Below are 12,169 nucleotides of genomic sequence, written 5' to 3'. Positions count from 1 at the left end.
TCGCGCGGGCGCGAACACGGACGAAGGGGGGTGAAGACGGGTGCGTCGGGCCGGGTTGATGAGCGTTCCGAACCCGCATTCGGAGTGTCCCGATCTGTGGCGGTCGGTGCTCAGACGGTGAACCAGTCGGTGACCACCGGCGGTCGCCCGTCCCGGCGCAGGGCCAGGCTGACCGGGCCGCGCGCGAGGTCGGGTGCGAGGAAGCGCCCGTCCGCGCCGACACGCAGCCGGACGGTCGCGGCCGGGCGGCGCAGGTCGACGGTCGCGAACCCGAACTCTCCCCTGACCAGACCCGACAGCGACCGGTGGGGGCCGTCGGCGCGAACGCGCAGGTCCAGGACGAGTCCGTCGTGGTCGAACCGCAGGGTGGTCAGCAGGGTTCCTCCGTCGGCGCGGGAGTCCTCGGGGACGGGCGGTGTCTGGGCGGTCGGGGCGGCCAGCTCGGCGTCGTCGTCGCGGCGGTCGAACGCGGCCAGGGCCGCGGCGCGCCCGTCCATGGCCCACGGTGGGAGGGGCCCGGTCTGTTCGCTCACTGCTGGTCCTCCAGGATGCGGCGAAGCCGCCGCTTGACACGGCGGCGCTGGTTCGCGGCGACGCGGGGGGCGGTGGGGGTGTTCGGATCGTGCGGGGCGTCCTCCAGCAGGCTCAGGGCCACGAGGCGGTCCTGGGGGTCCAGGTGGCTGATCGCGCGGTAGAGTCCCTCGATTCGTTCCCGCTCCAGGTACTGCGATTCCAGATCGGGGGTGTCGGGGAACGGCAGCCGCGTGAGGGAGACCGGGTCGACGGGGCTCTGCCGGGCGGCGTGGCGGCGCTGTCGCGCGCAGACGTCGTTGGTGACCCGGCGCAGCCAGGCGCGGAGCGTTCGGGGGCACGGAGCCGGGGAAGGTGCTGGTTGAGGGTGAGCCAGACGGTCTGGACCGCGTCCTCGCGGTCCGGGGCGGACAGGCGGTACGAGCGGGCGATCGCGTTGACGAGCGGGAGATGGCGGTCGACGATGCCCTCCCAGGCTCGGGCGTCCCCACCGCGGGCGCGGTGGACGAGGTCGCGTCGGTGTGCTCGGGAAAAGTGGAACCCGGACCCGAAGTGGCCGGAACCGGCAACGCGGAAGAGGTTTCACGCCCGGTATCGGTCGGAGGCACGGTTCCCCGAGGGGGAGAAGGCCTGCTCGTGCACTCATCCGGCTGGTCTGTCACACCCGCCCCCACTATGATCAGACTCCCTGTCCGCTCTGGGGCTCACGCTAGTGTCCGGGTGTCCCGTGCGCGGTGGGAACACCGCAAATGCCGGCGTTACCGCTGGTTCCCAGGGTGCCCTTGGGGCACAATGGGGCGAAGGTATTCAGGCGGGTCTGCAACCTTCTCGTGGATACGAGGGCGTCGGGGAAGCGCACTCGTTCGTATCAGGAGGTTCGGTGTCCGCACGTGGCGTCTTGTACGTCCACTCAGCGCCCGCGGCGCTGTGCCCACACGTCGAGTGGGCGGTCGCGGGCGTCGTCGGCGTGCCCGTGAAACTCGACTGGGTCGCACAGCCGGCCGCCCCTGGCCACCACCGTGCCGAGCTGAACTGGCAGGGAAGGCCGGGGACCGCGGGCGAGGTGGCCTCGGCGCTGAACTCGTGGCAGCGCCTGCGCTTCGAGGTGACCGAGGAGGGGTCGCCCGGGTGCGACGGCGTGCGGTACAGCTACACGCCGTCCCTGGGCATGTTCACCGCGATCACCAGTGCCGCGGGGGAGGTGCTCGTCCCCGAGGGGCGTCTGCGCGAGGCGATGGCGCGCACGGCGTCGGGCGGCACGGACCTGGCCGCCGAGATCGAACGCCTCACGGGGCGCTCGTGGGACGAGGAGTTGGAGCCCTTCCGCTACGCGGGCGACGGCGCCCCGGTCCGCTGGCTGCACGCGGTGGGCTGAGGTCGCCTCCGGGCACGCCGACGCACGCGGCCCGGGGCCCCGGTTTCCGGCCTCCCCGGTCAGGCTCGGCCCCGGCCCTCCGTCGACCTGTGGACCGCTCCTCGGCGTCGGCTCGCCCCGCCGACCAACCGTCCCGGGGTTCGGGCCGCCTCAGCGTGATCCCAGCGGCCCCTCTCCGCTGGGCCAGATGGTGGCCGCCAGCAGCACGGCGCCCCAGATGCCCAGCGGCACCAGCGGCCAGTACGGAACGAGTTCGCCCACCATCAGGCTCACCGCCGCCCACACGCCCGTGAGGATGACCGCGACACCCGTCCACCAACGCCATTCGTCCCCCCACCGGTGCGCGGACACGGGCAGGGAGAGTTCTCCGGCGGAGCGGTGCTCCCGGTCGGGCGCCGGGCGGGGGTTCGGGACACCGTCCCCGATCCTCGGGAGGTCCGCGGTCAACGACCACAGCTCACCGAGCAGGACCGAGGACAGAGCCAGTCCCACGCGGCGGTCGTACTCGTCCAGGTCCAGGCGGCCCTCCACGAACGCGACGGCGAGGTGGTCGACGGTCCGGTCGCGTTCGGCGTCCGAAACGCGCATCCGGTGCAGCGGCAGACGCCGGCCTTCCACATCGCACCCCCACAGGCGCGGTCGGTGACCACACACTACGCGTCGCTCCGGGCCCAGGGAAGGGTCTTCGCGGACCCGTTCGCGACCGTCGGCGGCGATCCGGTGACAGTCGTGGTCGTCGCACGTCAGAGCGCTGCCCAGCGGCTGACGGCGCGGCCCGTAGCGGGGTCGGCGGCGCCCACCAGCCCCGCGTGCTCGTAGCTCCCGCGATAGCCGAACCCGGCGCCGTCCAACCGCGTCACCGACCCGCCCACCTCCTCCAGCACGAGCGCGGGAGCCGCCACGTCCCAGTCCCGCACCGGAACGTCCTTGACGAACAGGTGCGCCGTTCCCTCGGCGATCCGGCACAGCTTCAACGAGATGCTCCCGCTCTCCAGGTATCCGCGATATCCGAAGTGGTCGCGGACCCGCCGCGCGATCCCCTCGGGCTCGGGGGTGTTGTCCGTGAGCACGCCCGTCCCGGGCGGCGGCGCCGCGCACCGCTCCAGAGGGAGCCCGTCACGCCTGGCCCCGTGGCCTCGGACCGCCGTGAACAGCGTGGCGGTCTCCGGAGCGTGGACCGCCGCCGCCTCCGGGCGTGTGCCGACCATCAGCGCGGCCTGCGTGACGTAGCCGGGGAACCCGTGGGCGTAGCTGGCGGTACCGTCGATGGGGTCGATCAGCCAGTAGCGCGGCGGCCGCTCGCCGACCAGTGACGCGGGATCCTCCTCGCTGACCACCGGGATCGACTCGTCGGCCGACGCCAGCCGTTCGGCCAGCGCCCGGTGCGCCAGAGCGTCCGCACGCGCCTTGAACTGGCTCCCCTCCCAGACCCCGCCGAGCACCGAGGGGTCGGTGCGCCACTGCCGGAGCAGCGCGCCGACCTCGGTCACCGCCTGCTCCGCCGCCTCCGCCAGCGCGTGGACGCCGTTCAACGGGCCACCAGCTCGCTCGCCGGGGAGAGTCCGTGCGCGGTGAACTCCTCCTCGGTGAGGAACTCGTCCGTCCACCGGCGGACCATCGCCACGCCCTCGCGCCAGGTGTCGGTCAGCCGCGGCCCGCCCGCGACCGCCTGCCGCAGGAGCCCGCCGATCTCGTCGACCCCGGCCGCCGCCGTGAGAGCCGCCGTCGAGGAGAACCGCGGGTTGATCTCGAAGATCCGGGGCCGCCCCTCCCGGTCCAGGCGCAGCTGCACGTTGAACGGTCCGTCGGCGCGCAGGGCCCTCTGCACGGTCAGGCAGGTCCGCACGACCGCCGCGGCGCGCCGTGTCACGGCGAACCGCGTGACACCCCGTTTGAGGACGACCTCCTTGGGCACGACGGCCTGCGCCTCCCCGTCCCGCCACACCACGACCGACACCGTGAACTCGGGTCCGGCGAGGCGTTCCTGGACGATCAGCTCCTTGGCCGCGTACCCGCTCTCGGCCACCGCGCGCGGCAGGCCGTCCCGGGAGCCGACGACCGTCACGCCACGGCTTCCCCGGCCGCTGCGGGGCTTGACCACGAACCCGTCCGGCGCCTGGGCGCCCTCGGGCGGCCCGTCCGCGGCCGACCAGGTGCGCGGCACGCCGATCCCGGCCGCGTCCAGCCGCCGCATCAGCACCGCCTTGTCCAGGCAGGCGGTGACGAAGTCCGGGCGGGGCAGCAGCACGGCCACCCCGTCTTCGGCGAGCGCCGCCACGGCCGTGAGTTCCTCGTCCACCAGCGGCACCACCGCGACCGCGCCTTCCCGCGCGCACAGTTCGCGCATCCGGGACGCGAAATCGGGGCTGTCACCCGCGGGGACCAGGTACCCCCGGTCCGCCAGGTACAGCCCCGGCGCCTCGGGATCGACGTCGGTGGCGATCACCCGGAAACCCGAGGCGCGCAGGTGCAGGATGGTTCCGGGAGTGGGGGCCGAGCCCGCCGTCGTCACCACGACCGTCGGTCGCGTCGCTGTTCGCTGGGGCACCGCGCATCCCTCCCGTGGGCGTGGGGGCGGTCGGAGGACCGTGCGCCGAGCCTAGACGCCCACGGCCGGTCGGGCCCCGGAAATGGCCGAATCCGGCTGCCGCGTCAACCGGAGGGGACGCTCGCGCGTGTACCCGCCGGGATGCGGGGGCGGGTGCCCCGGCGCCGCCGCGCAACCGCCCCCGGCCGTGTCGGCCCGTCCTCAGGCCCGCTCGTACACGGGCGTGATGAGCGCACGCGCTATGGCGTGCGAGAACAGGTTGAAGCCGACGAAGGCGGGGCTGGCCGAGGCGTCCACGTCGAGGCGGGGCACGTCCACGGCGTGGACCGCGAAGATGTAGCGGTGCGGTCCGTGGCCGGGGGGCGGAGCGGCGCCGACGTAGCGGTGGCCCCCGGCGTCGTTGCGCACGGTGACGGCCGATTCCGGCAGACCGGAACCGTCCCCGGCGCCTGTCGCCAACTCGGTCACCTCGACCGGGATGTTGCACACCGACCAGTGCCAGAATCCACTGGCGGTCGGCGCGTCGGGGTCGAAGCAGGTGACGGCGAAGCTCCGCGTCCCCTCGGGGAAACCGCTCCAGGACAGGTGCGGCGAGGCGTCCTCGCCGCCCGCCCCCAGAATCCCGCTGACCTGGGGCTCGGGCAAAGCCTTCCCATCGGCCACGTCGTCGCTGGTCACGGTGAACGCCGGCAGTTCGGGCAGGAAGTCGTAGGGGGAGGGTGGCATGGCCACGATCGGGGTCCTCCTTCGTTCGCGGGTGTGGGTCCGGTGCCCGCCGGGCACGGCGTCGTCCAGCCACGTCGGTCCGCACCGGGAACCGCGTCCCGTCGAGCTCTACGAACATACGCCCCAGGGAGGCACTCCGTCGCGTCCGCAGAACCGGCCTGTCGGACGGGTCGCCCGGGGAGACGACATACCGACCGCGCGGTATGGTCGGGGCGACAGCCGACGCACACCCACCCGATCGACCCACTGGGAGTCGCCATGACCAGTCGCTGGGGCATCACCATCCCCCTGGAAGGGGTCCCCCTCCTGGAACAGCGGTCCGTCATCGAACAGCTGCCGGACCTCGGCTACACTGACGCCTGGTCGGCCGAGGCCAACGGAGCCGACGCCTTCACCCCCCTCGCCCTGGCCAGCGTGTGGGCGCCGAGCCTGCGCCTTGGCACCGCCATCGTCCCCGTGTACACGCGCGGCCCGGCCACGCTGGCGATGAGCGCGGCCGCACTGGCCTCCGCCGCGCCCGGCCGCTTCGCCCTGGGCATCGGCACCTCCTCCGACGTCATCGTCCAGCGGTGGAACGCCATCCCCTTCGAGGAGCCCTACAAGCGGATCCGCGACACCCTGCGCTTCCTGCGCACCGCGCTGACCGGGACGAAGGTCAGAGCCGACTACGACACCTTCTCCGTCCAGGGCTTCACCCTGGCCACGGTTCCCGAACACGCCCCGCCGCTGCTCGTCGCGGCGCTGCGCCCCGGCATGCTGCGGTTGCTGGCCGCGAGGGCGACGGCGCCATCATCAACTGGCTCTCCGCCGAGGACGTGCGCAGGGTCGTCCCCCACGTGCGCGACGCCGCCGGGGACGGCCGGGATCGCGAAGTGGTCGCCCGGATCTTCGCGATCCCCGACACCGACCCGGACACCGCCCGGGGCATCGGCCGCTGGGCCGTCTCCGCCTACCTCAACGTGCCCGTCTACCGGGCTTCCACGAGTGGCTGGGGCGCGAGGAGCTCACCCCCATGTGGAAGGCGTGGGACGAGGGCGACCGCAAGGGCGCGCTGGAGGCCATCCCCGACTCGGTGGTGGACGAGCTGGTCGTGCACGGACCGGCCGAGTACTGCCGCGAGCGGATCCGCGCCTACGTCGACGCCGGGGTGAGCACCCCCGTCGTCGCACCCATCGTGCCCGGCGACCCGGTGGCCGCCGTCCGCGCGCTCGCCCCGAGGGACTGAGGAGCGCGGGCCCCTCGTCCGAGCTCAGATCGACTCCAGGGGTCCCAGCAGGCGGCGGGCCCGCAGCACCAGTTCCAGCTCGAACCGGGCGTCGGGCTCACGCATGCGCGGTCCGAAGAGCTCCTCCAACCGGCGGATCCGGTACCGGACCGTCTGCGGGTGCACCCGCAACCGCTCGGCCGCCCCGTTGGCGTTGAACCCCGACTCCAGCCAGGCCAGCAGCGTGTCCGCCATCCGGTCGCGCTGGGGCTGGCGCAGCCGCTCCAGCGGGGCCAACCGCTCGCGCGCCAGTTCCGCCACCAGGGCCGTGTCGTGCGCCAACAGCAGCGTCGACAGGTGGTCGCTCCACCGCACGACGCCCCCGCCCGGCACCACCCCCGCGCGAACCAGGGCCGCCAGCCGCCGGGCCCGCGCCAGTGACACGGGCGCCCGCCCCGGGTCCACGCTCGGTCCCAGGACGGCCGTGCACCCGCGCAGCGCACGCTCCAGGAGGCGCGTCCGTCCGGGTCCGTCCGGATCGGGGACCACCGCGTGCGGGTCGTCGCGCTCCGCGTCGACCAGGATGTCGGACGGCGGGGCCGGCACCCACGCCGTCCCCTCGGGCAGCAGGAGCGCGACGGCCACCCGCTCGGGGACCCGCCAGCGCGCGGCCTGGGCGAGCGGCGGCACCGACGCCGGGTCCGCCCCGTCGAGCAGCGCCTCCAGCAGGAGCGACCGGGCGCGTTGCCTTCGGTCCCCCTCGGCGCCCCGCGCCTCGGAGTGCCCCTCGGCGGCCGCCGAGATGAGCTCCTCCTGGAAGGCGAACAGCGCCTCGCCCAGAACCGCCACCTCCCGCCGGGTGAACGTGTCGGTGATCGCCAACCGCCGCCACGCGATCGCCACGGCCGCGCGCGTCCCGGCGTGCAGGCGCTCCAACGTCCGGCCTTGGCGGGCCTCGTCGGCCCCGAACGCGCGGAACTCCTCGGCGACGCGGGTCGGGTCGCCGAGGAGGCGGTCGCCCTCCACCCGTTCGATGAACGCGTACACCGCCGAGACGATCAGTTCGCGCCACGCCTCGGCGTCACCCGGCTCCAAGGGCGGGCCGTGCGACTGCGCGCGGCGTCGGACGGCCTCGACGGCGCTCCTTGCCAGCCCCGGGACCAGGGGCCTCAGCCGTGCGCCCACGTCCGGGGGGAATCCGGAGCACGGCTCCGTCGGGGATTCCTCCCACAGCGGATACGACATGTCACCTCCGGCGCGGACGCGCGGCGAATCCGGTCGCGGCACACCCGCGCGTGCCCCGTGCGCCGGGGAGTCCCCGCCGCTGGCGCGGCCCGCCGGCCCCCGGCGACCGCCGTCCCATCCCACCAGAGCACCGCCCCGCCGACAACCCCGGACGCTCGGGCGCGATCGGCCGCGGGGGCGGCCCGGCCCCCGCGGCTACAGGGGGTGCGAGCCGGGTGGCCGCCGTCGTGCGCACCCCCTCCGAGAGCCGGTCCAGCAGGGGCGACCGCAGGTTCCAGCGCTGCCAGTACAGGCGCACGTCCACGGGCCGGTCGGGGGCGAGCGCGACCAGCCGCCCCCGCGCGATGTCGTCCCCGCACTGCCGCTCGGGCACCACGCCCCAACCGAGACCGAGCTGGATGGCCTGGGCGAAGTCGGCCGACGCCGGGATGAAGTGGCGCGGAGCCTCGCACCCGCGCCCCGTCAACTCCCGGAGGAACTCGTCCTGGAGTTCGTCCTTGCGGTCGAAGTTCACCACGGGGGCCGCCGGGAGCCGGGCCGGGTCGACGGGCTCGCCGAGGTGCCGCGCGGCGAACGCCGGGCCGCACACCGCCTGGTAGCGCATGATCCCGAGCGGCTCGACCGCGCAGCCCTGGACCGCTTCTGGGGTGGAGGTCACCGCGGCCATCACCGATCCCGAGCGCAGCAGCGACGTGGTGTGCTCCTCGTCCTCGCGGTGGATGTCGAACACCGCGCCCAGATCCTCGGGCAGCCCGGCGAGCGCCTCCAGGAACCACGTGGACAGGCTGTCGGCGTTGACGGCGAGCGGTACCGACACCGGTGCGCCCTCGCCCCCGTCGGCCCGCAGTTCGGCGAGGACGTCCCCGTCCAGCAGCACCACCTGGCGGGCGTAGCGCAGGACCACGTCGCCCGCCGGCGTGGGCGTGACCGGGTTGGTGCGCCGCACGAGGACCTTGCCCGCGGTCTGTTCCATCGTCCGGACCCGCTGGGAGACCGCCGACGCGGTCACGTGCAGCCTCCGGGCGGCGGCCTCGAAGGTGCCCTCGTCCACGAGAGCGGTGAGTGTGCGCAGGTGGTCGAACTGAAAGGGCATCTTAAGCCTTTCTTAAGGGATCTAAGAAAGTTTAGCTTTACTGAAAATGCTCGTCCTCCTAACGTTCCGAACGTGAACGCATCCCTGCTCGCGGCGGTGCTCGGTCTGGGGACCGGGCTCGCCCTCATCGTGGCCATCGGAGCCCAGAACGCCTACGTCCTCCGGCTCGGCATCGACGGCCGCCCCCGCACGGTCCTGGCCGTGGTCCTGGTCTGCGCGCTGTCGGACGCCGTCCTCATCACCGCCGGAGTCCTCGGCGTCGGCGCCGTCGTCGAGGCCATGCCCTCCGCCCTGGTCGCCGTCCGCCTCCTCGGCGCCGGGTTCCTGGTGGTGTACGGTCTGCTCGCCGCGGTCAGGGTCGCGCGCCCCGGCGCGCTCACCGCAGACGGGGCGCCGCGCTCGCGCCGACTCGGGCCCGCGGTCGCCACCGCCCTCGCGCTGACCTGGCTGAACCCGCACGTGTACCTGGACACGGTCGTCTTCCTGGGCTCCGTCGCCAACCAGCAGGACGGGGAGGCGCGCTGGTGGTGGGCGCGCGGTGCGGTGGCCGGAAGCTTCCTGTGGTTCTTCGCCCTGGGCTTCGGCGCACGGCTCCTGCGCCCGGTGTTCGCCCGGCCGGGAGCCTGGCGCGTGCTGGACGGGGTGATCGCCGCCGTCATGGTGACGCTCGGCATCCGGCTCGTTCTGGGCGGATAGCGTCCCCGATGGTGCGGATGTTACGTCGAGGGGCGTCGCGCGAACCGCTTCCCGACGTAGCGGAACGCGTCCTGGAGACGATGCGTGGACGGGGAGCCGGTTCCTACCTTGGGGCCATGACCGATCCGAAGAAAGCCGCCCTCGGCCTGCCGCTCCCCGTGCTCGTTCTCCTGGCCCTGCTCGCGGTGCCGCGCGTGGTTCTGCACGACCTGTCCGTCATCGCGCCGGCCACCTTCGTCAACTGGCTGCTCGTCGTCGTGCCACCGCTGGTGTGGATCGCCGTGGTCCTCATCTGGAAGGTGCCCAACCCGTTCGTGACCCTGCTGGTGGTCGGGATCATCTACGGGGTCCTCCTGGCGCTCGGACACCAGTTGCTCTGGGGCCAGGCGTTCGGGGACGACCCGCCCACCCTCGGCGGCAACCTCTCCGACCTGGCCCCCGGCGCCCAGGCCCTCATCATTCGGGGATTCTCGGTGCTCAGCAGCCTGGTGACCGGGACGATCGTGGGCGCGTTGGCGGGTCTGGCCGCCCTGGGGGCACAGCGTCTCCTGAGGGTGCGGACCTGACGCCCGGCACCGCTCCGGGGCCCAGCCGTTCCGGGCCCCGGAGCCGGAGGCGTCCTACCAGCTCGACTTGGTCACGCCCGGCAGTTCCCCCCGGTGGGCGGCCTCGCGGAACCGGTGCCGGGAGAGTCCGAACCGGCGCAGGTAGCCGCGCGGACGGCCGTCCACCGAGTCGCGGTTGCGCACCCGCGTCGCGCTGGCGTCCCGGGGCTGTCGCTGGAGTTCGCGCACGGCGGCCTCGCGTTCGGCCCGACCGGTCCCCGGTGCGGAGATGGTCCGCTTGAGCTCGGCGCGCCGCTCGGCGTGGCGGGCCACGACCCGCACGCGGTGTTCGTTCCGGACGATCTTGCTCCTCCTGGCCATGTCAGTTCCTCTCCCCGCGCGCTCGAATCTGGGCGAGCACCCGCTCGATGCCCCGCGCGTCGATGATCCGCATGCCCTTGGCGCTGACCCGCAGCCGGACGTGCCGGTTCTCGCTGGCCAGCCAGTACCGCTTCGTCTGGATGTTGGGGTCGAACCGGCGGCGTGTGTGCCGGTGGGAGTGCGAGACGGCGTTCCCGAAGCTCGGGGCCCGGCCCGTCACCTGGCAGACACGTGACACGGCGTTCCTCCTCATGGATGCGCGGTCAGGGGGGTGTTGGACGGGTCGGGCGGCAGGGCCGTCTCGCGGGCGTCCCGATCGCGGTGGCGACCGACCGCTGCTGCCGGACGGTCATTTCGGTGACCCGGCGGCTTCGGATCCTGCCCTTCTCGGAGACGAACCGCCGCAGCAGTGCGGCGTCCTCGTAGTCGACGCGGTCGGCGTCGCCGCGAGGGTCGGCGAACCCGCGGGACGTGTTCCGTCCGACCGACCGTCGAGGCTTGGCGCTCATCGGCGTTCCTCTCTCACAGTGCGTCGGCGAAGGGGTCGGTCCGAAGCGGCCGACCGGCCTCCTCCTCCGTCAGCAGGCAGGAGTCCAGGAGCGCGACGAGTCCCTGGACGTCCATGTCGATCCCGGTGAAGGCGAGGTGCTGGCAGCGGTCGCCCACGACCGGATGCCAGTCCAGGAGGGCGGAGACGCGCCGGGCCTCGGAGACCATCTCCACGGCGGCCCCGGGCAGCGCGTCCAGCCACGGGCCGCCGCTCTCCAGGACCAGGGCGTCGCCGTGGGCGTCCCAGACCAGGAGGGTGTCGGGGCGGCCGGCCAGCCAGATCCGGCCCCGGCTGCGCAGGCCCGACGAGACCAGCCGCTCCAGGGCCCCGTGCGTGCGCTCGGGGTGCAGCGGACGCCGACGGGACCAGGTCACGGTGGTCACCCGGCCGTCCGTGCGCGGGCAGTACCGGGCCCAGGCCGGGTTGGTGCGGTTCGCGGCGGCCTCGGGGTCGAACCGGCCGTGCGCCAGCTGGGCCAGGGCCGCGCCCGGCACGACCACGGCGGCGGCCGGGTTGAACTGCTCCAGCAGCGACCGCGCCTCGCTTCGGTGGCGGGTGCCGTGCAAGGCGATCGCGGTGGGGTACTCGATCTGGTGCGCCAGGACCTCGGCGACGGTGCGGTCGTCCTCCACGGCGATGTCCAGCGCGCGGTCGCGCAGGTCGTCGAGAGTGGCGAGGTCGGGCAGGAGGCGGTCGGCGTCCACCGCGGCGACGACCGCGGCCAACTCCAGCTCCCGCTGGGCGGCGATGATCTCGGCCACCTGCCGGGGTTCGACCACGTCCCAGGCCTCCACGACGCACAGGGCGTGCTCGCCTTCGGCGGCCAGCCGCAGCAGGGCGGGCACGAGGTCCTCGCGCAGGGTGCACGACGCGCACAGGTGGTCGAGGTGGACGGGGGTGTGGTCGAGTGGACCCCAGCGGTCGCGGGTGACGCGGTGGACGTTCCCCTCGCTGATCTCGCCGAGGTCGTGGTGGACCGCCACCGACCTCGGCACCGCGGCGAGCAGCGCGTCCACCGTCCGTCCGCGGGCCGCGCGGTGCAGCCCGGTGACCACGAGCACGCGCATGGGGCTTGTCGGCTCCATGGGGGTCGACCTCCGTTCGTTGGTGAAAACGATAATCATTATCGTAAGGCACGCGCGACGAGGATCGGACCACGACGGAGCGGGCGCGCGGGCGGGAGGAGTCAGGGAAGGAACGGTGTGCGGACCGCCACGCCCTCGGGCCGTCCCCCGTGGGCGACCCGGAAGACGCGGCGGCCGTCTCACCACGCGG

15 protein-coding genes and 2 pseudogenes are annotated in these 12,169 nt (G+C 73.8%); 4 read left to right on the top strand and 13 right to left on the bottom strand.

Annotated features, from left to right (window positions below; genetic code table 11):
• Positions 1-110 precede the first annotated feature (110 nt).
• Genes BJF83_RS22970 through BJF83_RS30705 form a run of 3 tightly spaced genes read right to left on the bottom strand, consistent with a single transcriptional unit; the run spans position 111 to position 945 of the window.
• A complete protein-coding gene (locus tag BJF83_RS22970) occupies positions 111-533 on the bottom strand; it encodes a hypothetical protein (protein ID WP_316042340.1) in 423 nt (140 codons plus the stop codon).
• Positions 530-655: a hypothetical protein gene (locus tag BJF83_RS30710; RefSeq protein ID WP_316042339.1), complete on the bottom strand. Its 126-nt coding sequence runs from the start codon at positions 653-655 to the stop codon at positions 530-532. Before BJF83_RS30710 ends, BJF83_RS22970 begins: the two co-directional genes overlap by 4 nt.
• Positions 646-945 (bottom strand): hypothetical protein, encoded by a 300-nt coding sequence (locus tag BJF83_RS30705; protein WP_316042344.1) that lies wholly within the window; start codon positions 943-945, stop codon positions 646-648. Before BJF83_RS30705 ends, BJF83_RS30710 begins: the two co-directional genes overlap by 10 nt.
• A gap of 466 nt (positions 946-1,411) precedes the next feature.
• Between BJF83_RS30705 and BJF83_RS22960 the strand changes: the two genes are divergently transcribed.
• A complete protein-coding gene (locus tag BJF83_RS22960; RefSeq protein WP_075927951.1) occupies positions 1,412-1,906 on the top strand; it encodes a DUF3145 domain-containing protein in 495 nt (164 codons plus the stop codon).
• Between the two features lie 150 nt (positions 1,907-2,056).
• Here the strand turns inward: BJF83_RS22960 and BJF83_RS22955 are convergent, their stop codons facing one another.
• The 4 genes from BJF83_RS22955 to BJF83_RS22940 all read right to left on the bottom strand — a co-directional run bounded on the left by BJF83_RS22955 (position 2,057) and on the right by BJF83_RS22940 (position 5,186).
• Positions 2,057-2,524: a DUF1707 domain-containing protein gene (locus tag BJF83_RS22955; RefSeq protein ID WP_075927950.1), complete on the bottom strand. Its 468-nt coding sequence runs from the start codon at positions 2,522-2,524 to the stop codon at positions 2,057-2,059.
• 125 nt (positions 2,525-2,649) lie between these two features.
• A complete protein-coding gene (locus BJF83_RS22950; RefSeq protein WP_075927949.1) occupies positions 2,650-3,438 on the bottom strand; it encodes a 3'(2'),5'-bisphosphate nucleotidase CysQ in 789 nt (262 codons plus the stop codon).
• Positions 3,435-4,421, bottom strand: a complete 987-nt coding sequence (locus tag BJF83_RS22945) for an ATP-grasp domain-containing protein (RefSeq protein WP_075927948.1) — start codon at positions 4,419-4,421, stop codon at positions 3,435-3,437. Before BJF83_RS22945 ends, BJF83_RS22950 begins: the two co-directional genes overlap by 4 nt.
• A gap of 234 nt (positions 4,422-4,655) precedes the next feature.
• Positions 4,656-5,186: a YbhB/YbcL family Raf kinase inhibitor-like protein gene (locus BJF83_RS22940; RefSeq protein ID WP_075928015.1), complete on the bottom strand. Its 531-nt coding sequence runs from the start codon at positions 5,184-5,186 to the stop codon at positions 4,656-4,658.
• A 252-nt stretch (positions 5,187-5,438) separates the two neighbouring features.
• On the opposite strand from BJF83_RS22940, the pseudogene BJF83_RS22935 reads away from it, so the two are divergent.
• Positions 5,439-6,405, top strand: a pseudogene (locus BJF83_RS22935) (LLM class F420-dependent oxidoreductase).
• A 24-nt stretch (positions 6,406-6,429) separates the two neighbouring features.
• Here BJF83_RS22935 and BJF83_RS22930 read toward each other — a convergent pair.
• Both BJF83_RS22930 and BJF83_RS22925 read right to left on the bottom strand, forming a co-directional pair.
• Positions 6,430-7,629, bottom strand: a complete 1,200-nt coding sequence (locus tag BJF83_RS22930; RefSeq protein ID WP_075927947.1) for a CdaR family transcriptional regulator — start codon at positions 7,627-7,629, stop codon at positions 6,430-6,432.
• A 202-nt stretch (positions 7,630-7,831) separates the two neighbouring features.
• Positions 7,832-8,722, bottom strand: a pseudogene (locus tag BJF83_RS22925) (LysR family transcriptional regulator ArgP); the annotation flags it as partial.
• 72 nt (positions 8,723-8,794) lie between these two features.
• Here BJF83_RS22925 and BJF83_RS22920 point away from each other — a divergent pair.
• Both BJF83_RS22920 and BJF83_RS22915 read left to right on the top strand, forming a co-directional pair.
• A complete protein-coding gene (locus BJF83_RS22920) occupies positions 8,795-9,418 on the top strand; it encodes a LysE/ArgO family amino acid transporter (protein ID WP_262391793.1) in 624 nt (207 codons plus the stop codon).
• 116 nt (positions 9,419-9,534) lie between these two features.
• Entirely contained in the window at positions 9,535-9,984 is a 450-nt protein-coding gene (locus BJF83_RS22915; protein WP_075927946.1) for a hypothetical protein, read from the top strand.
• A 54-nt stretch (positions 9,985-10,038) separates the two neighbouring features.
• On the opposite strand, the gene rpsN is transcribed toward BJF83_RS22915, so the two are convergent.
• From rpsN to BJF83_RS22895, 4 genes are read right to left on the bottom strand one after another with little or no spacing between them, the layout of a single operon-like run.
• Entirely contained in the window at positions 10,039-10,344 is a 306-nt protein-coding gene (rpsN, locus tag BJF83_RS22910; protein WP_075927945.1) for a 30S ribosomal protein S14, read from the bottom strand.
• A 1-nt stretch (position 10,345) separates the two neighbouring features.
• The gene (rpmB, locus tag BJF83_RS22905; protein WP_075927944.1) at positions 10,346-10,582 is read right to left on the bottom strand and encodes a 50S ribosomal protein L28; all 237 of its coding nucleotides are present in this window, start codon (positions 10,580-10,582) and stop codon (positions 10,346-10,348) included.
• A 25-nt stretch (positions 10,583-10,607) separates the two neighbouring features.
• Positions 10,608-10,853, bottom strand: a complete 246-nt coding sequence (gene rpsR / locus BJF83_RS22900; RefSeq protein WP_316042338.1) for a 30S ribosomal protein S18 — start codon at positions 10,851-10,853, stop codon at positions 10,608-10,610.
• Between the two features lie 13 nt (positions 10,854-10,866).
• A complete protein-coding gene (locus tag BJF83_RS22895) occupies positions 10,867-11,961 on the bottom strand; it encodes a GTP-binding protein (protein WP_075927943.1) in 1,095 nt (364 codons plus the stop codon).
• Between the last annotated feature and the right edge of the window lie 208 nt (positions 11,962-12,169).

The sequence above is a fragment of the Nocardiopsis sp. CNR-923 genome (assembly GCF_001942255.1).
Lineage (GTDB): Bacteria > Actinomycetota > Actinomycetes > Streptosporangiales > Streptosporangiaceae > Nocardiopsis.
The sequence above is the reverse complement of the archived record's forward strand: the minus strand, read 5'-3'. Positions and strand labels throughout refer to the sequence as shown.